Genomic DNA, 19,446 nt, shown 5'->3' on the forward strand with positions numbered 1-19,446 from the left:
GTTGCCATTTGTTAATAGTACGGGTAGTATAATTTCACATATTATTATATATATTATAAGGAAATATTATGAAAAGAAGATTACCTTGGTGGTTGGGTGGTATTTTAATGTCCCTGCTGCTTCTTTTTACTTTTTCAGTATTTGGTGCTGATCGTCCTATTGGGGCATCAACATATGTGCCGTATTATGCTGGTATTTTGTTTGGAATGGATCCAGAACATTATACATATCTCAAAGAGATAGAAAAAGCCGGTGCATGGGAAGGTGTAATGCTTTTAGGAGTTTTTGTGGGTGGATTTATTACATCTGTATTTATAACAAAATCGTTTCGTTTTAGTGTTCGTCCGACAGCATGGAAAGTATATAAAAACACTTCTGTCAAATCTCGTCTTATTTGGAGCTTTTTTTCCGGATTTTTACTTATTATCGGTGCACGTCTGGCAGGTGGATGTACTTCAGGACACTTTCTCTCAGGGATGAGCCAAACTGCTTTTAGTTCTATGATATTTGGCGGCGTAGTCTTAGCGACACTGCTTGTAACTGGAAAACTATTTTATAACACAGGAGAGCCAAAATGAGTATAGGCGAATATTTTGATTTTGTACTCACTCGAACGGAAGCAATGTATAACATTGTACAGTTTGAAGGACATGGCTCTTTTTGGCTTGTTTTTGTTATAGGTATCTTCTTTGGTGGTATTATCCAGTATACACGCGTTGACAAGTTTGAAAAAATTGCAGGTTTTGCAATGGGAAAAGATACCATCATCCCAAAAATGCTTTTTTTGGCTATAGGTATTACTAGTATTGCTCTTTATTTTGAGATACAAATGGGTTATGCATCATACCACCCGAAACCGATCATATTGCAAGGTCTTATTATGGGAGGTATTATCTTTGGTGTTGGTATGGCAATCATGGGAAAATGTCCGGGAACTGGACCTATTTCAATCGCGGAAGGTCGTATAGATGTTTTAGTCGGAGCTTTCGGTGGTATTTTAGGCGGCTGGCTCTTTACGAAATATTATGATGATTTCTTTAAACCTTTGATGGGGCATGATTATGGCAAATCTACACTTGTGAGCGTGGGTGGAGATTATGCAACGTTTTTTGTATTTGTCTTTGGAATCGCTTTGATCTTAATTGCAATCTTGATACCAAAAATGGAACTTTTTGATGATGCTGACCTCTCTTTACTGGAGCACGATGAAAGACCGGATGTCAAAGCCGAAAAAGAGCATGAAGAGTTTGAACTCGTTAAGTAAGAAATGGACATAAGCGTGATATAATTTTTCCAATATTAGTATTGGAGATTTTTTATGGATGCAAAGATATTTTTTGGCTCAAACGAGGCCACAAAAGAGGAGTGGAGTGAAAGATGTTCTCCATACAGTGGAGATGTAGTTTCACGGGCTCCAATTTGTAATGAAGAAGATGCAAAAAAAGCACTGCAAATAGCACAAGATGCTGCAAAATTTGCCAAGAAATCCACACTTGCACAGCGTTGTTCTTGGTTGCTCGATGTAGCACAAAAACTGCGTGAACAAAAAGAAGATATCGCAAAAACTATCACTGATGAAGTAGGTAAACCTATTACCTATGCACGTATTGAAGTAGAGCGTTGTATTGAGACCATTACGCTCTCTGCTGAGACGATGCGAACAATGGCTGGAGAGACGATTAATACAGATGCAATGGCAAGTGGTAAAAAGACGATGGCATTTTTCCGTCGTGAGCCTGTAGGTGTTGTTGTTGCCATTACTCCTTTTAACTTTCCGCTCAATCTTGTAGCACACAAGCTTGGCCCTGCTTTAGTAGCAGGAAATGCAGTGGTGCTCAAACCTACTCCGGAAGCTCCACTTACTGCGTATAAGTTTGCAAAACTTTTCATTGCGAGTGAGTATGCTATTGCTGATGCACTCTCTGTTGTCTATGGCGATGCAGAAGTAGGTTCTGCGCTTATCACTTCGGATATTCCTCGTGTTATCTCTTTTACCGGAAGTGTACCGGTCGGTAATATCATTACAAAAAGCGCAGGCATTAAAAAAGTAGGACTGGAGCTTGGCGGTAATGCTGCAACTTTCATTGAAAAATCGGCTGATTTGGCAATGGCCGCTACAAAATGTGCACTTGGTGCTTTTGTGAACTCCGGTCAGGTTTGTATATCTTTGCAGCGTATCTATGTTGAAGCAGATATTTATGATGAGTTTGCAGAACTCATGGCGCACGCTACAAAAAAACTCAAAGTTGGTAGCCCTTATGATGATGAAACATTTATGGGACCGCTTATCGATGATGAGGCTTGTGCAAGAGCCCTTCATTGGGTTGAATCTGCCATAGAAGAGGGTGCCATTCCACTGCTTGTTCCTCATGTTGAGGGACGAATCTTTCATCCGTGTGTCATGGCAAATGTTCGTGATGATATGGCGATTGTCTGTGAAGAGGTCTTTGCTCCTATTGTCTCACTTGTAAAAGTTGAGAGTTTTGATGATGCAGTTGATCGAATGAATAACTCTCCGTACGGACTACAATTTTCAGTATTTACCAATGATTTGAGTCTGATGAATCGCGCTGTTGATGAGCTTGATGCGGGTGGCATTGTCATTAATGATATGCCGACACTGCGTTTTGATATTCAACCGTATGGAGGTGTGAAACTCTCAGGTGTCGGACGTGAGGGTCCACGCTTTGCCATCGAGGAAATGACGGAGATAAAAAGCATTGTCATCTGCTAAAAAGAGAGTCATCATATCTGCTTGTATTTTGGGTGAATATTGCCGTTATGATGGTAAAACGAAAAAAATCTCTGCAGTTGAAGAGGCTTATAGAGGATGGGAAATTATCCCTTTTTGTCCTGAAGCACCGCTCTTTGGTACGCCACGTGAGCGTATCAATGTAGTTGATGTTAATGGTGAACATAGAATTATCACTGATGAGACAAATGTTGATGTGACAAAGAAGCTGCGTGAGGAGATAGAGAGATTTTGTAAAGAGCATCCTCACGCAGATGCTATTGTGCTCAAATCCAAATCACCATCATGTGGTTATGGAACAACTCCCATTTTAGATAAAGATAAAAATGAGCTAGCAAAGGGTAATGGCATTGCTGCTGATATTTTTAACCTATTTTACAAAAATGTGCAGATTCAAGATGAGAATCAGTTTATATCCGAGTGAGTTCTCTGTCACGAGAGAGATAAAAACGGTCAAAATCATTGGCAATGAAGCAGTTGTTTTTGTATGAATTTTGTATCTCATCACAAATATCCTGTGCAGTATAGTCACTATTTTTTGAGTATCTTGCACTTATGTGTGTGGCTATAAGATTTTTTACTTGATGTTTTTGAACCGATAAACCTAATGCTTTTGCCGTAGTGTGTAAAAACTTTGTTGGCAGAGCATCATAAACTTCTTGCGTGTATGTACTCTCATGAACTAAAAGGTCAAGCTTGTCAAGATAAGAGCTTAGTACTTCCGGATCACTGTTATCCCCCGCTATAATGATTCTGCGTCCTTTTATTGGTTCAAGCATATACTCACGTGAGATAAACTCTTTTCCTTCAAAAACAATGTCGTTTCCACGTTTTAGTTCACCATAGAGTTGGGATGGTTCTAGTCCATTATTACGTAGTTTTTCTTCATCGAGCTTGTTTGTTATATCTTGCTCTTTTATATAATAGGCAAAGCTCTCGATGGAGTGTACAAGTGGTAAAACCTTGAGAGAGAATTTGTCAAAATGAAAGCTTGCACCTGCTTCTATCTCAATGATAGTTAGTTCGTAGCCAAGATGCTCATGCGAAATGTCCAGAATACAGGGGAGAAATTTATTGAGGCCTTTTGGACCATATATTGTAAGTGGTGCGAGTGATTTGTCAAGTGTTTTAGAAGAGAGAAGACCCGGCAGTCCAAAGTAGTGATCGCCATGCAGATGTGTGATAAATATGGCTGCAAGTTTACCGATAGAGAGAGATGTTTTTAAAAGTTGGTGCTGGGTAGCCTCTCCACAGTCAAAAAGATACCATTTGTTGTCTTGGTCAAACTCAAGTGCAAGTGCTGAAACATTTCTCTCTTTTGTCGGTTTACCGGCACTTGTACCTAAAAATGTCAATCGCAAACTTTACTCCTTGAGCATATCACTTTTCAATCGTTTAAATGCATCTTCTATAATATCTTTGGATACTTTACAGTTTAAGTCCTTATAATAACTGTAAACCGGTTTACGATTTTTGTAGATATCCATTCTTATATAACCTGATGGGAAGTTTGAAAGCGCTTTTTTGTCTGCATTTTGATTTGAATTACATGCAATGGCGCTCTTACGTGAGACCTGTAGTTCATAGGGACAGTTTTCATCAAAATCATAGAGATTTACGAGGGTGTCTGAGATGAGTTTATCAGCGGGGAATACGACTAAGCGAAGACACGCTAAATGTGTCAAAGATTTGTCATATTTTATGACAGTAGCATTGTCACTGCAGGCATTGAACAACAGCAAAAAAGAAAGAGTGATAACGAGTTTTCGTATATACATAATGATTATGGAATTTTAGGTGCTGGTATCTTCTTTCCTAAGAGAGCATAGCTCTTACCGACACGGGCAACAGGTTCATAATCAAGTGTGATTTTTTCTTTGTCTGTAATTATGGATTCGTCAATATATTGTGCTTTTATCTCTACGACCAAGGGGATTGTTTTTGAATTTTTCAGGTCAATCTCTTGATAGAGTTCGCAAAAAAATGCACTTGGTGTTCCTTCTACTATTGGTGGAAAATCTTCTGCTATTGTTTTTGTTTTGATATGAAAAAGTTCTGCTTCACTCTGTGAGCTTGCAAGCTCTTTGGAGCTAAAATGCATCTGTTGGAGAAGAGACTCATTGACCATACAGATAGTGCATTTTTTGTGCTCTCTTAGATTTTTGAGTGTATCTTTTTGACTGCCGTCACTTTTGTGTCCAATACTTACAACCATTGTAGGAGGCTCAGAACTAAGCCCCATAAAGTAACTAAAAGGAGCAATGTTAAGAGTCCCTTTTGCATCTTGCGTACAAATCCAAGCAATCGGTCTTGGGATGATGGTCTGTGCCATAAGTTGATATCGCTGTGTGAGTGTTTTTTCTGCATAGTCTACTACCATGTTAAAGTCCTACGATATGTTTGAGATTATCTAACATACCATGTTTTTCTTTAGGGGTTTCTTCTTGTGGACCTTTGTAAGCATCATCTGGCATAACATTTTCAGGTGTACCATCAACATTGACAACTTCAAGTACCGGATGGATAAGCTCACGCAGCTTTTTCTGTACAACCATTTTTGTTGTCATCAAGCTCATAGAACATCCTCCACAAGCACCTGTTAAAGTGATGTATACAACACCGTTTTTTACACCTAAAAGCTCGATGCCACCACCGTGAGAATTAACATACTCACTTACTTTTGGAATATAATTTTTGAGTGCTTCATATAAATCTTCATCTAAAAACTGCATGAACAAACCTTCTCTCTTTTTTTATAATTATAGTTTACAATATTTAAGATAATCTTATCTAATGATAATAATCATAAAAACTTATTAATACTTTTGTAACATTTTTTTTCTAAACTTCTATAAAATAAATTTCTGGGAGAAATAATGAGAAAAATTGCGATATCGATTTCACTATTCGCTGCTTCTCTTTTAGCAGAGTCAGTAGTAGAGATTAATCCAATCAGTGTTACTGCAACAGGGGTCGAAGAGAATGTTTTGGAGCAGCCGCTAAGTATTGCTACAAAAGCCGAAGATGAGATAAAACTTGACCAGGTTGTTTTTCAAAAAGATCTGTTAAACTCGCTCTCTGGTGTGAGAATCGAGCAGACAGGTTCTGTTATCGGGCATATGACAGCTATTCGTATGCCAATTAATACTGGTCCATACTATCTTTTTATGCAAGATGGGATTCCCGTACAGTCAGGAGGGTTTTTTAATCACAATGGCTTGGCATATACGACTTTTCAATCAGCAACGTCTGTTGAGGTTTTAAAAGGAGCTGGAACTGCACTCTATGGTTCGGATGCTGTTGCGGCAGTTGTCAATGTACAATCAGCAAAGGCCCCTTCAAAAACAAAAGAGATAATTATTAAAGGTATGGGTGGAAGTAATGGGTATGGTTCTGCTTCTATTGAGATGAGTGACTCAATTGATAAAGAGAGTGGATATAGAGCAAATGCATCTTATATGCACAGCGATGGTTGGAGACAACACACAAAAACAGATAGAGCTGAAGCAAATATTCGTTATGATAAAACACTTAACAGTGATAATGATATGAAAGTTGTTTTCAACTTTTCAAAAACAGAGGCTGATCAGGCAGATACCTTTAATGATTATGAAAACATAACAAATGGTTCGACTGCTGCAAGTGATGACAGTAAATATTTTGATGCTTTAGAGCAGACAAATGTTCAAAGAAAATTTGATTATGCACGCCTCTCTTTAGAGTGGAGTAATTACTCTTATGAGGGTTTAGAGATTAGCACAACACCATATATAAGGTACAATCGAAATCGTTATGTTGCTACATGGGAACCAAACCTTCCAAGTAATGACAATGAAATGGTAACGTTAGGCTTATTACAAAAGAATACACTTGATGCTTCATGGGGACGTTTTATTGCAGGGTTTGATGCAGAATATACACAATCATCTCTGAAATATAATCAAGACTTTGATAACAATGTTACATCGTGGAGTGGTTCAACCTTTTATCCTGCAGGACCAATTTATGATTATGATGTAGATTATATGGCAATAGCTCCGTATATGCATGCTGATTATAATGTTAACAAAGAAATAATCTTAACAGCAGGTTTGCGTTATGACTATAATAGATTTGATTATAACAATAATTTGAGTGATGGTGCTGATGCCTCTGGTAAATATTATCGTCCTGCTGACAGAACAGACAGTTTTAACCATGTAAGTCCTAAGTTATCACTGAGTTTTAGACCAAATAAAAGTATAAATGCATATATCCGCTATGCAAATGGTTTTAGAATCCCACAGGCAACACGACTCTATTCAATGAAAGCAGGGTATGAGAATATAACACTTGATCCAGAAAAAACAAATACTTATGAAGTTGGTCTCAAAAACAGACTCAATGATAAAGTATTAACGGAGATAGCACTTTATTATATGACGATAGATGATACGATTACAGAGTATAGACCAACTGTTGGGGATAGATATTATGATAATGGTGGAACAACGATTCATAAAGGTATTGAATTGACACTTGATGCAAAAATGAGTCAGGATTTTGCAACACATATCGCCTATTCATATTCAAAACATAATTATGATAATGATATAAATTATGGTGATAATGAGATGGCAAAAGCACCAAATAATTTGGCAAATGTTCGTCTGATTTATACACCAAGTGAGATAAATGGTTTAACTCTAATGGGTGAATGGCAGTATGTTGGTTCATACTGGATGGATGATGACCATACTGTTGATAGATATAAAGGTTATAATATTGGCAATTTAAAAGCAGATTATGTTCTTAATAAACATTTAACATTTTATGGAAAAATTACCAATATTACAGATGAAAAATACTCTGTGAACTCTTATTACGCTTATGGAAAAGAGAACTACACACCAGGTGATCCAAGACAATTTTATGCAGGATTGAGCTATAAATGGTAAAAAGTTACAAACTACATAAGTTCTTTGGACTCTCTGCAGGGCTTGTGGTGCTTATTTTAAGTGTCACAGGTTTTTTTCTTGACCATGATAACTGGAACTTTCTCTATACAACAACGATAAAACACTACCCAGACTCACTCAATGATGTCGATAAAAGACTCTTTACTTCTTACAATGTAGATTCACAGAACCATGAACATATTTTAGTCGGATCAAAACGTGGACTCTATGAAAGTTATGATGGTGGAAAAACTTTTCAAAATATTTTAGCTTTACAGATCAATGCCATCAAAAAAGCAGATAATGATAAAATTTTTTTAGCAACATCAGAGGGTATTTACACTATAAACAATGATAAAATTCAAGCATATATGCTTGGGGGAAAATATATCAATGCAATGAGTATTTGGGGAAATACTTTAGCAGCTGTAGAGGATAAAACGACAATTTATCTTATCGATATAAAGAACAAAAGAATTGAACAAAACCTACATGTATATCTACCGAAAAATGCTTTGCGTGAGGATATCAAACTCTCTCGTTTTGTAAGAGACCTGCATTATGGAAGAGGGCTTTTTGATGGAGATATTTCACTCTATATCAATGATTTTGGAGCGATTGTTTTAACATTGTTGGGAGTGAGTGGGTTTTTTATCTGGTACTTTATTTATAAAAAGAGAGCTGCAAAAAGCTCACGCAAGTGGATTAAGTATCATGCAAACATTGTAACGATTATGTCCGCTGTACCCGTACTTATTCTCTTGGTAACAGGTATCTTTTTGGACCATGGTGAGGGGCTTGGAGAGTTTATGAAACGTACAGCAATTCCTCACGCAGTGCTTCCTCCTGTTTATGATAGCCTAGAGCATGATATATGGTCGATTGACTATGATGGAAAAAACTTACGAATCGGTAACAGATATGGAGTGTACAAGAGTGATGATTTAAAGCATTGGAGTTTAGAGAGTAGAGGGTTTGGCTACTCTTTAACACGAGATGGCAATTTGCTCTATGTTGGCGGTATGGGAGCGGCAAACAGAGTTTATGACAAAGAGTGGAAACTTCTTCCAAATACACCGCATATGTTTAAAGATATAGTAAAAGAAGATGACAAAAAAGTCTTTTTCTCTGCACATATGACAGATCTAGCTCTGCCAAAATTTCAAGATATTACGCTATATTCTCTTCTTTTAACATTGCATGATGGGACATTTTTTGCATCATGGTGGGTATGGATAAATGATTACGCGGCATTTGCAACGCTGTTGCTTTTTATAACGGGAATATTACGTTGGTGGAAGAAAAAGAGGCTCACGCAAAGAGCTTGACTCCTGCGTGAGATAGCAGTTATTTAAAGAGTCCTGCCATATACTCTTCGATATCTCCAGGTGTACCAGAGATTGACATGAAGTTACCCATGCTGAGGTTTGGATACGAGATAGCAAGATAGTATTTTGGGTGTAAAATCTTTGCTTCATCACCTTCTATCATCACCATATATGGTAAAAATGCAGTATGCTTTTGGCCTTTTATTTCAGGAACATAATACTTTTCACCTTTTTCAGTTGGCATTGCGATACCATAAAGTGTAGCCTTGCCTGCCTGAATTTTAAAGGCAATATTGTCAGCTGCATTTTTCTCGAGCTTCTGTACTAAATTATCCCCTTTTGCAACTTCTATCATATCTTCATAGTAAGGCATACCCATCATAAAGTGGTATCCTGCGATATCATCATCGTCAAGACCGTCTTGTGAACCTTTGAGTGTTCCAAAAGCATTTGCAAGTTTAGCATTTACCTTTTTAGCATGCTCCTCTTTGAAGTCATCCTGCATAAAAGCATGCAGAAAATATTCAGGATTTGTAAGGACAAGCTCATTATCACTACTGTTTACAAGCACTTTTTGTACAGCTGCAAAAGCTCTGTCCTCTTTTGAAGCATCATTTGTCAATGTCGGACATGTATAGGCAATAACATGATAAGAAGGATCTCCCATTACATCATACTCTCCAATTACTTTTAAGCCATTATCATGTAATGCACTTTTGACATCATTGACACTTTTAAATGAAGCATACTCATAACTACTGACATTGTCAGCGACTAGGCTTGCTCCCAATAGCATTGTAACCAAGCCACTTAATAGAATTTTTTTCATTTTCTCTCCAGAATATAAATTTTAAATTATTATAATTCATTATAGTTAATAAGAAGAAAAGTATTTTCAAAATTTTGTGATTTAAAGAAAAAGGAGAAAAAAATCCCAAAATTTAGCACATTTTAGATATAATCGCGTAATTTTATAAAAGAGAAAAACATAATGAACGTCAGAGAAGAATTTTTAAAATTTTTTGAATCAAAAAACCATACAAGAGTGGCTTCTGCACCTTTGGTACCAGATGATGCAACACTCCTTTTTAACAATGCGGGGATGGTCCCTTTTAAATCAATCTTTACAGGAGAAGTCCCACGTCCTGCAAATCCTCGTGCAACTTCGTGCCAGACATGTATCCGTGCGGGTGGAAAGCATAATGACCTTGAAAATGTTGGACATACTGCTCGTCACCATACATTTTTTGAGATGCTTGGGAACTTTAGTTTTGGAGATTATTTCAAAGAAGATGCTATTGCCTATGCATGGGAGTTTATCACAGAGGTACTCAAACTTGACAAAGATAAGCTTTGGGTAACAGTACATGAGAGTGATGATGAGGCAGAAGAGCTTTGGAAGAAACATATTGCAGCTGATCGCATCATGCGTTTGGGTGATAAAGACAACTTCTGGTCTATGGGTGATACTGGACCGTGTGGACCATGTTCTGAGATCTTTTATGATCAGGGTGCTGAACACTTTAACGGTCCTGAAGATTACATGGGTGGTGAGGGTGACAGATTTTTAGAGATCTGGAATCTGGTTTTCATGCAGTATGAGGTAAAAGAGAAAGGTGGTGAGAGAATTCCGCTTGCAAAGCCTTCTATCGATACTGGAATGGGACTTGAACGTGTTGTAGCGATCAAAGAGGGAGCACTTTCTAATTATGGTTCAAGCCTCTTTATGCCTATTATCCGTAAAGTGGAAGACCTTATAGGTAAAGAGTATGTTTATGCAAGCGGTGCATCATACCGTGTTATTGCAGATCACATCAGAACAGCTGTTTTTCTTCTTGCACAGGGTGTGAACTTTTCAAATGAGGGACGTGGATATGTTCTTCGAAGAATCTTGCGTCGTGCTGTTCGTCATGGTTATCTTCTAGGTTTCCGTGAGCCTTTTATGCATAAGATAGTGGATACTTTGGTAGATATCATGGGTGAAGAGTATGACTACTTGGCAAAAAAATCAGCAGCTGTTAAAGAGCAGATAGAGCTTGAAGAGGCACGTTTCTTTAAAACGATTGAGTCTGGAATTGCTCTGTTTAATATGGAACTGCAAAATACAAAAGAGGTATTTAGTGGGGAAGTTGCGTTTAAACTCTATGATACATACGGATTCCCACTTGATTTGACAGAAGATATGTTGCGTGAAAAAGGGCTTGGTCTTGACTCTGTAAAATTTGAAGCGCTTATGAGTGAGCAGAGAAGTCGTGCAAAAGCTGCATGGAAAGGCAGTGGTGATGATGCTGTTCAGGGTGATTTTAAAGAGCTCTTAGAGGAGTTCGGTGAGAATGAGTTTGTAGGGTATGAGACAACACACCAAGCAAGTAAGATTCAAGCACTTCTTGATGAGGAGTTTTTACGTGTAGAGGCACTGCTTCCTGGTCAAAAAGGATGGGTATTTTTAGATGTAACACCTTTTTATGCTGAGAGTGGTGGTCAGTGTGGCGATATCGGCGAGCTCGAAGGCAAAGCAAAAGTTTTTGATACAAAGAAGTTCTTTGGTCTGAATCTCTCACAAATCGAGGCAACAGCAGAACTGAAAGTCGGTGAGAGTGTTGATGCAAAAGTAGATATCTCACGTAATGAGATCACAAAACACCACTCTGCAACACACCTCCTTCACGCAGTACTTTATGATGTTCTTGGTGAACATATTTCGCAAGCAGGTTCCCTTGTTGAAGCAAATAGATTGCGTTTTGACTTTTCACACCCTAAAGCGGTAAGTGAAGCAGAACTTGCTGAGATTGAGGAGCGTGTAAACACAGAGATTATGCGTGCCATTTCTGCAAAGACAGAGGTTATGAGCATAGAAGATGCGAAAAAGTCAGGTGCAAAAGCACAGTTTGGTGAGAAGTATGGTGATGAAGTTAGAGTTGTCAGTTTTGCGGATGCTTCCATAGAGTTTTGTGGTGGTGTGCATGTTGACAACACTGCAAATATTGGCTCATTTATCATTACAAAAGAGTCTGGGGTGAGTGCAGGTGTGCGAAGAATTGAAGCGGTTTGTGGTAATGCCGCATACAACTACTTTAAAGAGCAACGCTTACTTCTAAAATCTGCTCAGAGTGAAGTGAAAAATCTTGATATCATTGCCGGTATCAACAGACTCAAAACAAACATCACTGAGCTAAGAACAGAGTTAAAAGAGGCTCAGGAATCTGCAAAAGTAGAGATAAAAGCAGAAGATATCAATGGAGTGGCCGTTGTCATTGATGAGTTGCCAAATGGAGACATCAAAGAGAAAATCGATGAGCTGAAAAACCAAAACGAAAAACTCTGTGCAATGCTTTTTCAAGTAAAAGGGGAGAAGGTTCTTATAGCTGCCGGCGTAAAAGGCTGTGATGCAAAAGCGGGTGAGTGGATCAAAAAAATCGCACCGATTCTAGGTGGAGGTGGCGGAGGTCGTCCTGATTTTGCACAAGCTGGCGGAAAAGATAAGTCTAAACTTCCTGAAGCAAAAACAGAGGCACGTAACTTTATAGAGGGAGTTCTCTCATCATGAAAGAGTATATGATTGAACTTTTTGCTGACTACAGAACACAGATAGTATTTTTACATGTACTCTCTGCTGTTGTTTGGGTTGGGGGTATGATAGCTATGCGTTTTGCAGCACACCACTCTTTTGTGCAGATTGAATCACCACTGCACAGGCTTGAAAGAATATCTCAAGCACTCAAGCGTCTTTTTACGATTGTCTCACCTTTTGTAATACTACTTATCATTACCGCGGTCATTATGGCTGTCGGTCTTGGTTTTCGTTCGGCTGCAGTTGATACAAACGGTAATGTGATTGATGAGTATGCGATGCATATTTATAATCTTGTCCATGTCAAAGAAGTTATCTGGATGATTATGGCAACAAATCTTACAGCCATGATTTTACGTCGTAACAAAGCACAAAAACTTTTAGATAAAGGTGATACGGCAGGTGCGAAAAAAGCACTCGAACTTATCGGAAAGTATATGGTCCCAGTAAACATCGTTCTTGGAATCATTGCAATTTACCTTGGAGTAACGCTTCGTAATGCCTATTAGATTATGCTCCTCTTCAGAGACTCGGGCCCAGTTGCTGCGTGAGGCAGGGATTGCATTTATTCAAGAGAGTGTAGAGTTCGATGAAGAGAGTATAGCCGCATCAAGCCCGAAAAATTTTGTCTATCAGGCAACAGTAGGAAAATACGAGGCAAATCTCAAGGCTTATGGCTTTGAAGATTATCCGCTTCTTGTTGCTGATACTGTTGTAACCTCCCAAAATCAAATCCTTCGAAAAGCAAAATGTAAAGATGATGCTCGTAATATTTTAATGACACAGAGTGGAAATATTACCAGCATTATCACCTGTTTGATTTATCATGCGAAAGATAAAAAGATTGTAGATATCTCTAAAACTGATTATCTTTTTGCAGATTTTGATGCAGATGATTTAGAATCGTATCTAGAGAGTGGCAGGTGGCGAGGTAAAGCCGGAGCTTGTATGGTTGAGGGTTTTTGTAAGTCATATATTAAAGAAGTGCGCGGCTATGAGAATACTGCTATGGGTCTGAGCGTGGAAGTGCTTCAAAGGTTTATGTGATGCAGAAAAAATCTTTTATTCTTATTTTTCTTATCGTCATGGTCGCTTTTTTTATGCTTTGGCACTATATGGATTATATAAAGCATGAGAAGAAAGATTTAGAGTATCGTATTTATAAAGAAGAAGCACTCTTTATGCAAAAAAATTTAGCTTCTATGATTGATGAGAAGAAAAAGTCAACTACAGCAATCGCTCTTACTTTGGCTTCCAATGAGATGTTGCCGATACTGATTAAAAACAAAAAAGAGCTCCATAAAAAAATCAACAGCTTGATTTTCAATTTTGAACATTACACAAATTATAAAAATATCTGGGTACATATCATAGATAAAGATGCAAACTCAATCTATCGAAGCTGGACAACACTCAAAGGTGATACTTTTTGTCAGACAAGAGAGGATTTGCAGTATGCCATAAAAAAACGAGAGACCGTCTCCCTAATCAGTGTTGATATCTTTAGTATCAACATAAAAGCAATCGTTCCTTTTTATAACAAAAAAAATGAGCTTATTGGTCTTGTAGAAGTTGTTTCACACTTCAACTCAATCTCGAAAAAATTAAAAAAACTGGGTGTCGATTCGGTCGTTGTAGTAAATGAAGAGTACTCAAAATATATAAAATACCCATTTACCAACATGTATATTCAAAAATGTTATATTGCAAATTTCGATGCACCGCAATCTCTACAGGAGTATCTTAAAAACAATAATATCAAGCAATATTGTAAAGATATGACAAGAGTTGAAAACGGTTACATTGTCTCAGCTTACCCATTAAAAGATTATGATGGGCATAAACTTGGTTTCTATATAATGTTTAAAAAAACAGAGACCATTTCCACAGAGGGGTTGGACTTCTTTGTTTTTCGATGGTCTGTTTTTGCCATTTTATTGTTGATGGCGCTTGCTGGAGTAGTGAATATTACACTTTATTATATGATGCGAAAACAGAAGAGCTATTATAAAAATATTATTGATACTTCTAGTAATATTATGCTTGTCAATGACAAAAAGAAGATTATCGATGCAAATAAGACATTTTTCGAATACTTTAAGAAGTATAAAACCGTAGATGAATTTCGTAAGGAAAATACCTGTATATGTAACTATTATGTAGAAGAAGAGGGGTATCTAGACAAAGGCTCTGTAGCATATGGCTGGTTGGATTTTGTCTTAGCCAACAAAGATAAAATAAACAAAGTCAAGATGGAAATTGATGGAGAGATATACTATTTTCTGGTTAATGCTTCATTGATTTCACAAGAGAAAGAGCATTATAGTGTTATTTTTTCCGATATTACAAAAGAAGAAGAGTATAAAAAAGAGCTAGAGATACTTAACGTTAAAGATACTTTGACAAATGTTTATAATCGAAGATATTATGAGCAGGCAATCGAAAAAGAGATGTATAATGCAAAACGTTATGGATATAATCTCGCTGTAATTATGTTAGATATTGACTTTTTTAAAAAGATTAATGATGAGCATGGACATAGTGTTGGTGATGAAGTTCTTGTATTTTATGCAAAACTTATAGAACACTCTTTACGTGAGAGTGATTCTTTATGTAGAATAGGAGGAGAAGAATTTATAATTATTCTTCCGCATACAAATCGAGATGATGCATATAAGATTGCTGAAAAATTGAGAATTTTTATACAAAAAAGTAAAAAAATTGTTCCGATAACGATAAGTTTTGGTGTAACAGAGTACATTAGTGGTGAGAGTAAAGATTATCTCTATAAAAGAGTAGATGAAGCACTCTATGAAGCAAAAGAGAGTGGACGAAACAGAGTTGTTGCCAAATGATGTTTTATAAAAAAGAGTTAGATGCTCTCAAGCGTGCTGGACGATATAGAAAACGTGAAGTAGTACAAAAGAGTTTAAAAGATTTCGCATCAAATGACTATTTGGGTTTAGCGCACCATAAAGAGCTACATACGCTAACGTGTAATCTCTTACAAAAGAATGATGTACATGCCACAAAAGCCTCCATGCTTGTGAATGGCTATCATCAAATCCATAAAGATTTTGAAGATGCTTTGTGTGAGGCAAATGGTTTTGAAGCAGGCATTGTGCTTGGAAGTGGTTTTAATGCGAACATTGCTCTTATTGAATCACTTGTCCGTAAGGGTGACAGGCTTTTTATGGATGAGTTGTATCATGCTTCGGGAGTTCTTGCTTCACAACTTCACAACATTGATGTAACATTTTTCAAACATAATGATATGCATGAACTGCGTGAGCTTTTAAAAAGCTCTGGGGCAAAGAGAAACATTATAGCTGTTGAGGGCATCTACTCTATGGATGGAGATCTCTGCTCACGTGAGGTATTTACTATTGCAGATACGTTTGAAGCGATTTTGATTGTTGATGAGGCACACAGTAGTGGAGTTCTTGGAAAGCGGCTTATGGGTGTCTATGAGCATTATGGCATTGATATAAAAGCAAATCATATCAAGATGGGAACCCTTGGAAAAGCGTATGGAAGTTTTGGTGCTTTTATTTTGGCATCAGAGCATATTGCCCTGTATCTGCTCAATCGTGCCAAGCCGATTATCTATGCGACCTCACTTTCTCTTTATGATACACTTTTAGCACACCAATCACTCAACTATATTCTATCTCATGCCCAACAGTTAAAAGAAGAGATACAAAAGAGACAAGAGATAATCTCTAAAGAGCTTGGCATTAGTGTTGAGGGTCTAATTGTCCCAGTGGAAATTGGTGACAATAAAAAAGTCATAGAGATAAAAGATAAACTACAAGAGCTTGGATATGCCGTTGGTGGTATTAGACAGCCTACAGTCCAGAGTGCTATCATCCGTTTAATCGCTCGACTTGGTCAGAGTAGTGAAGATCTGCGAGAGCTTTGCAGGGAGCTAAAAAAAGTATTATGATTACGATAAAAAAACTCCAAATTTCACTTGATGATGCCAAGCTTGTTGATATTGCTTTTACTATTCAATCATCGCTTGCCCTTATTGGTCAGAGTGGTAGTGGTAAAAGTCTTACACTCAAAGCGCTTTTGGGTATGTTACCAAAAAGTATGAACTCTACGCTAGAATATGATAGTGATTTTAGTTTTGTAGCAGGAGAGAGCATAGGTTTTGTACCGCAAAATCCTTTTACAGCACTCTCTCCACTTACTAAAATAAAAAAGCAGTTTTTTGTGGATGAGAGCAGAATAGAAGAACTTTTTAATGAAGTAGGTCTCTCTTTGGAGCTTTTGGAACGATTTCCTCCAGAGCTCTCAGGTGGACAGTTGCAGCGAGTTGTTATTGCTATGGCTTTAGAAAAACGTCCTAAACTGCTTTTGTTGGATGAGCCAACGACAGCATTGGACCCTGATACAAAGATAAAGATACTTGAGCTTCTTCGTAACTTACAGCAAAAAGAGGGTTTTACTATGCTTTTTGTAACACATGATATGCTTTCAGCGAAAGAGCTGTGTGAAGAGGTCTGTGTTATTAAAGATGGTCTTTTAGTTGAACGTGGCAGTATGCAAGAAGTTATCACATCGCCAAAAGAAGCATATACAAAAGTATTAATTGAAGCAAATTTTGCAAACAGGAATTTTAGAGAATGATAAAAAAGATATTTATTACACTTATATTATTGGGGTTTTTATCGCCATTTGCGATACTTGCCTATTACTATTTTAATTATGATTATGATATCTCTTCACTTACAGAATATCACCCGGCACAGACAAGTCGTATCTATGATAAAAATGGAGAAAAAATAGCTAATATCTTTGATAAACAGCACCGTTATTATGCTCCTTTTGAAGAGATACCACCACGTATCATAGAAGCGCTTGTAGCCATTGAAGATACAACATTTTTCGAACACCCTGGTGTAAACTTCGATGCGATTTTTCGTGCGATCATTAAAGATATCAAAGCAAGAAAGATGGTTGAGGGTGCGAGTACGATTACACAGCAGCTTGTAAAAAACAAACTTCTAACAAGAGAGAAAAAACTCTCACGTAAGATAAAAGAACTTATCTACTCTTTTAAATTAGAGAATGCATTAACAAAAGAGCAGATTTTAGAGCGTTACTTGAATGAGATCTATTTTGGACATGGATATTATGGAGTAAAGACAGCAGCAGATGGTTATTTTCATAAAAAGCTTGCAGATTTGACACTCAAAGAGATGGCTATCTTAGTAGGGCTTCCAAAGGCACCAAGTACCTATGCTCCGACAAAAAATTATGAGATTTCGATGGGAAGAGCCAATCGTGTAATTACAAGAATGTATACACTTGGCTGGATAGACGATACTACATTTGAGAGTGCACTTGCTGAGAGTCCGACTGTATATGATGATACATTGACACAAAACAGAGCGCCTTTTATCGTAGATGAAGTAGCCCGTCGATTTAAAAAGATGGGACTTGATGATCTGAAAACAGGAGGTTATGAGATCTATACAACGGTTGACCTCCGCTTGCAGCAAGCAGGCCGTGAGTCACTGCAGTATGCTTATAACCTGGCGTTAAAGAGAATTGAAAAGTATAAAGTAAAAGAGCAAGAAGAGCTCAAAAAAGCTCAAGAGAGAGGGGATACAGAGTTTCAACTCCAAGATGTCAATGTCTCTCAACTCAATGGTGCTTTGGTCTCACTCGATAGCAAAACGGGAGATATCTTAGCCCTTGTAGGCTCTGTTGATTATAAGAAGAGCTCGTACAACCGTGCCACACAGGGAAAACGCCAACCTGGTTCTGCTTTTAAACCTTTTATCTATCAAGTAGCCATAGATTTGGGTTACAGTGGTGCGACACAGCTTGTTGATATTGCCAAAACATATGAGTATGAAAAGAATGGTGAAGAGATGAAGTGGCGTCCGAAAAACTATGAAAAAAACTATAAAGGACTCATTACCCTGCGTGAGGCATTGATTCACTCACGTAACCTTGCTACTATCAACCTTGTCAATGATATCGGACTCGCCGAACTACTCAGAGATTTGAAAAAATTCCATATCAAAAATATTCCGAATGATCTCTCTATCTCACTGGGGACTATGTCTATGTCTCCATTGGAGCTGGCACAGTACTATACCTCTTTTTCAAACTATGGCACGCAAGTCGTTCCTCATCTTATACTCTCAATCGATAAGAACAATGAGACGGTGTATGAGAAAGAAGAGCTCTCTTACTTTATTGCAAAACCTACGCAGTCTTTTATTATGACGACAATTTTACGTGATGTAGTTAATCGTGGTACGGGGCGTAGAGCTAGAGTAAAAGGGATAGAACTTGCTGGTAAAACAGGAACGACAAATAACAATATCGACGGATGGTTTGCAGGGTATTCACCAACGATTGAGACAGTTGTATGGTTTGGTAATGATGATAACTCACCAATGTACAAAAGAGAGACAGGTGGACGCATTGCTGGTCCTGCTTTTGCCAATTATTTTAGAAATGTGTTAAGACTCTACCCACAGGTAAAGAGAAAGTTTGATGTGCCAGAGGGTATCATTGAAGTAAATATGGGTGGACGAAAAGAGTACTTTAGTGATATCTCAAAACCACCGAGATCAGAACAGATCTCTGATCCCCAAGAGGAGTTGGTTTTTTAGTGTTTACATCTAGAGTTTTAAAGAGATAGTAAACATCGCTCCCTCGTTTACATTTTTGACAGTGATGGAGCCACTGTGTTTTTGGACTATCTGTGAGCTCGGTAGTGTAAAATAATTTCTGTAAATTCCAAATCAACTATGATTATAAAAAAGAAAAAGGATCATAGAAATGGAATTACAAGGAAAAAAGATAGAGTTTGATTTAGAGGAGTTTGTACCT

General features: G+C 37.5%; 18 protein-coding genes. 13 read left to right on the top strand and 5 right to left on the bottom strand.

All coding sequences use genetic code 11. From position 1 onward, the window contains the following. The first annotated feature begins 68 nt into the window (after positions 1 to 68). From MNY27_RS08045 to MNY27_RS08060, 4 genes are read left to right on the top strand one after another with little or no spacing between them, the layout of a single operon-like run. Positions 69 to 578: a YeeE/YedE thiosulfate transporter family protein gene (locus MNY27_RS08045; RefSeq protein WP_152183303.1), complete on the top strand. Its 510-nt coding sequence runs from the start codon at positions 69 to 71 to the stop codon at positions 576 to 578. After that, entirely contained in the window at positions 575 to 1,264 is a 690-nt protein-coding gene (locus tag MNY27_RS08050) for a YeeE/YedE thiosulfate transporter family protein (RefSeq protein ID WP_152183304.1), read from the top strand. Before MNY27_RS08045 ends, MNY27_RS08050 begins: the two co-directional genes overlap by 4 nt. 54 nt (positions 1,265 to 1,318) lie before the next feature. Further along, positions 1,319 to 2,734: an aldehyde dehydrogenase family protein gene (locus MNY27_RS08055; protein WP_152183305.1), complete on the top strand. Its 1,416-nt coding sequence runs from the start codon at positions 1,319 to 1,321 to the stop codon at positions 2,732 to 2,734. Continuing rightward, on the top strand, positions 2,721 to 3,176 hold the full coding sequence (locus MNY27_RS08060; protein WP_152183306.1) for a DUF523 domain-containing protein: 456 nt from the start codon (positions 2,721 to 2,723) through the stop codon (positions 3,174 to 3,176). The genes MNY27_RS08055 and MNY27_RS08060 overlap by 14 nt, the downstream gene beginning before the upstream one ends. Here MNY27_RS08060 and MNY27_RS08065 read toward each other — a convergent pair. The 4 genes from MNY27_RS08065 to MNY27_RS08080 are packed head-to-tail and all read right to left on the bottom strand — an operon-like array spanning position 3,163 to position 5,484. Continuing rightward, positions 3,163 to 4,113: an MBL fold metallo-hydrolase gene (locus tag MNY27_RS08065; protein WP_346392084.1), complete on the bottom strand. Its 951-nt coding sequence runs from the start codon at positions 4,111 to 4,113 to the stop codon at positions 3,163 to 3,165. The two genes, MNY27_RS08060 and MNY27_RS08065, sit on opposite strands and share 14 nt — an antisense overlap. A 3-nt stretch (positions 4,114 to 4,116) precedes the next feature. Beyond that, positions 4,117 to 4,530, bottom strand: coding sequence for a hypothetical protein (locus MNY27_RS08070; protein ID WP_152183308.1), 414 nt, complete (start codon positions 4,528 to 4,530; stop codon positions 4,117 to 4,119). Between the two features lie 5 nt (positions 4,531 to 4,535). After that, the gene (locus MNY27_RS08075) at positions 4,536 to 5,132 is read right to left on the bottom strand and encodes a flavin reductase family protein (RefSeq protein WP_152183309.1); all 597 of its coding nucleotides are present in this window, start codon (positions 5,130 to 5,132) and stop codon (positions 4,536 to 4,538) included. A gap of 1 nt (position 5,133) precedes the next feature. Then, positions 5,134 to 5,484, bottom strand: coding sequence for a NifU family protein (locus tag MNY27_RS08080; protein WP_152183310.1), 351 nt, complete (start codon positions 5,482 to 5,484; stop codon positions 5,134 to 5,136). Between the two features lie 144 nt (positions 5,485 to 5,628). Between MNY27_RS08080 and MNY27_RS08085 the strand changes: the two genes are divergently transcribed. Then, the gene (locus tag MNY27_RS08085) at positions 5,629 to 7,689 is read left to right on the top strand and encodes a TonB-dependent receptor (RefSeq protein ID WP_152183311.1); all 2,061 of its coding nucleotides are present in this window, start codon (positions 5,629 to 5,631) and stop codon (positions 7,687 to 7,689) included. Beyond that, the gene (locus tag MNY27_RS08090; protein WP_152183312.1) at positions 7,683 to 9,017 is read left to right on the top strand and encodes a PepSY-associated TM helix domain-containing protein; all 1,335 of its coding nucleotides are present in this window, start codon (positions 7,683 to 7,685) and stop codon (positions 9,015 to 9,017) included. Before MNY27_RS08085 ends, MNY27_RS08090 begins: the two co-directional genes overlap by 7 nt. A gap of 19 nt (positions 9,018 to 9,036) precedes the next feature. On the opposite strand, the gene MNY27_RS08095 is transcribed toward MNY27_RS08090, so the two are convergent. Then, positions 9,037 to 9,846: a hypothetical protein gene (locus MNY27_RS08095; RefSeq protein ID WP_152183313.1), complete on the bottom strand. Its 810-nt coding sequence runs from the start codon at positions 9,844 to 9,846 to the stop codon at positions 9,037 to 9,039. A gap of 162 nt (positions 9,847 to 10,008) precedes the next feature. Between MNY27_RS08095 and alaS the strand changes: the two genes are divergently transcribed. Genes alaS through MNY27_RS08130 form a run of 7 tightly spaced genes read left to right on the top strand, consistent with a single transcriptional unit; the run spans position 10,009 to position 19,226 of the window. Beyond that, positions 10,009 to 12,564: an alanine--tRNA ligase gene (gene alaS, locus MNY27_RS08100; RefSeq protein ID WP_152183314.1), complete on the top strand. Its 2,556-nt coding sequence runs from the start codon at positions 10,009 to 10,011 to the stop codon at positions 12,562 to 12,564. After that, positions 12,561 to 13,097 (top strand): hypothetical protein, encoded by a 537-nt coding sequence (locus MNY27_RS08105; protein ID WP_188109424.1) that lies wholly within the window; start codon positions 12,561 to 12,563, stop codon positions 13,095 to 13,097. Before alaS ends, MNY27_RS08105 begins: the two co-directional genes overlap by 4 nt. Next, positions 13,087 to 13,635 carry a septum formation inhibitor Maf gene (gene maf / locus MNY27_RS08110; protein ID WP_346392085.1) on the top strand — a complete coding sequence of 183 codons (549 nt, stop codon included), beginning with the start codon at positions 13,087 to 13,089 and terminating at the stop codon, positions 13,633 to 13,635. Before MNY27_RS08105 ends, maf begins: the two co-directional genes overlap by 11 nt. After that, positions 13,635 to 15,443, top strand: a complete 1,809-nt coding sequence (locus MNY27_RS08115) for a diguanylate cyclase (protein ID WP_152183316.1) — start codon at positions 13,635 to 13,637, stop codon at positions 15,441 to 15,443. The genes maf and MNY27_RS08115 overlap by 1 nt, the downstream gene beginning before the upstream one ends. Further along, the gene (locus MNY27_RS08120) at positions 15,443 to 16,534 is read left to right on the top strand and encodes a pyridoxal phosphate-dependent aminotransferase family protein (RefSeq protein WP_346392087.1); all 1,092 of its coding nucleotides are present in this window, start codon (positions 15,443 to 15,445) and stop codon (positions 16,532 to 16,534) included. Before MNY27_RS08115 ends, MNY27_RS08120 begins: the two co-directional genes overlap by 1 nt. After that, a complete protein-coding gene (locus MNY27_RS08125; protein ID WP_188109425.1) occupies positions 16,531 to 17,223 on the top strand; it encodes an ATP-binding cassette domain-containing protein in 693 nt (230 codons plus the stop codon). Before MNY27_RS08120 ends, MNY27_RS08125 begins: the two co-directional genes overlap by 4 nt. Continuing rightward, positions 17,220 to 19,226: a PBP1A family penicillin-binding protein gene (locus MNY27_RS08130; protein WP_152183317.1), complete on the top strand. Its 2,007-nt coding sequence runs from the start codon at positions 17,220 to 17,222 to the stop codon at positions 19,224 to 19,226. The genes MNY27_RS08125 and MNY27_RS08130 overlap by 4 nt, the downstream gene beginning before the upstream one ends. The last annotated feature ends 220 nt before the right edge of the window (positions 19,227 to 19,446 follow it).

Origin of the sequence: Sulfurimonas sp. NWX79, assembly GCF_039667035.1 — a bacterium.
Taxonomy (GTDB): domain Bacteria; phylum Campylobacterota; class Campylobacteria; order Campylobacterales; family Sulfurimonadaceae; genus Sulfurimonas; species Sulfurimonas indica.

Excerpts from the sequence above, each read along its gene's own strand:
- MNY27_RS08080 (WP_152183310.1), bottom strand. The coding sequence starts at position 5,484 with ATGCAGTTTTTAGATGAAGATTTATATGAAGCACTCAAAAATTATATT.
- MNY27_RS08050 (WP_152183304.1), top strand. The coding sequence starts at position 575 with ATGAGTATAGGCGAATATTTTGATTTTGTACTCACTCGAACGGAAGCA.
- MNY27_RS08085 (WP_152183311.1), top strand. The coding sequence starts at position 5,629 with ATGAGAAAAATTGCGATATCGATTTCACTATTCGCTGCTTCTCTTTTA.
- MNY27_RS08090 (WP_152183312.1), top strand. The coding sequence starts at position 7,683 with ATGGTAAAAAGTTACAAACTACATAAGTTCTTTGGACTCTCTGCAGGG.
- MNY27_RS08125 (WP_188109425.1), top strand. The coding sequence starts at position 16,531 with ATGATTACGATAAAAAAACTCCAAATTTCACTTGATGATGCCAAGCTT.
- MNY27_RS08055 (WP_152183305.1), top strand. The coding sequence starts at position 1,319 with ATGGATGCAAAGATATTTTTTGGCTCAAACGAGGCCACAAAAGAGGAG.
- MNY27_RS08105 (WP_188109424.1), top strand. The coding sequence starts at position 12,561 with ATGAAAGAGTATATGATTGAACTTTTTGCTGACTACAGAACACAGATA.
- maf (WP_346392085.1), top strand. The coding sequence starts at position 13,087 with ATGCCTATTAGATTATGCTCCTCTTCAGAGACTCGGGCCCAGTTGCTG.
- MNY27_RS08120 (WP_346392087.1), top strand. The coding sequence starts at position 15,443 with ATGTTTTATAAAAAAGAGTTAGATGCTCTCAAGCGTGCTGGACGATAT.
- alaS (WP_152183314.1), top strand. The coding sequence starts at position 10,009 with ATGAACGTCAGAGAAGAATTTTTAAAATTTTTTGAATCAAAAAACCAT.
- MNY27_RS08070 (WP_152183308.1), bottom strand. The coding sequence starts at position 4,530 with ATGTATATACGAAAACTCGTTATCACTCTTTCTTTTTTGCTGTTGTTC.
- MNY27_RS08095 (WP_152183313.1), bottom strand. The coding sequence starts at position 9,846 with ATGAAAAAAATTCTATTAAGTGGCTTGGTTACAATGCTATTGGGAGCA.
- MNY27_RS08075 (WP_152183309.1), bottom strand. The coding sequence starts at position 5,132 with ATGGTAGTAGACTATGCAGAAAAAACACTCACACAGCGATATCAACTT.
- MNY27_RS08130 (WP_152183317.1), top strand. The coding sequence starts at position 17,220 with ATGATAAAAAAGATATTTATTACACTTATATTATTGGGGTTTTTATCG.
- MNY27_RS08115 (WP_152183316.1), top strand. The coding sequence starts at position 13,635 with ATGCAGAAAAAATCTTTTATTCTTATTTTTCTTATCGTCATGGTCGCT.
- MNY27_RS08045 (WP_152183303.1), top strand. The coding sequence starts at position 69 with ATGAAAAGAAGATTACCTTGGTGGTTGGGTGGTATTTTAATGTCCCTG.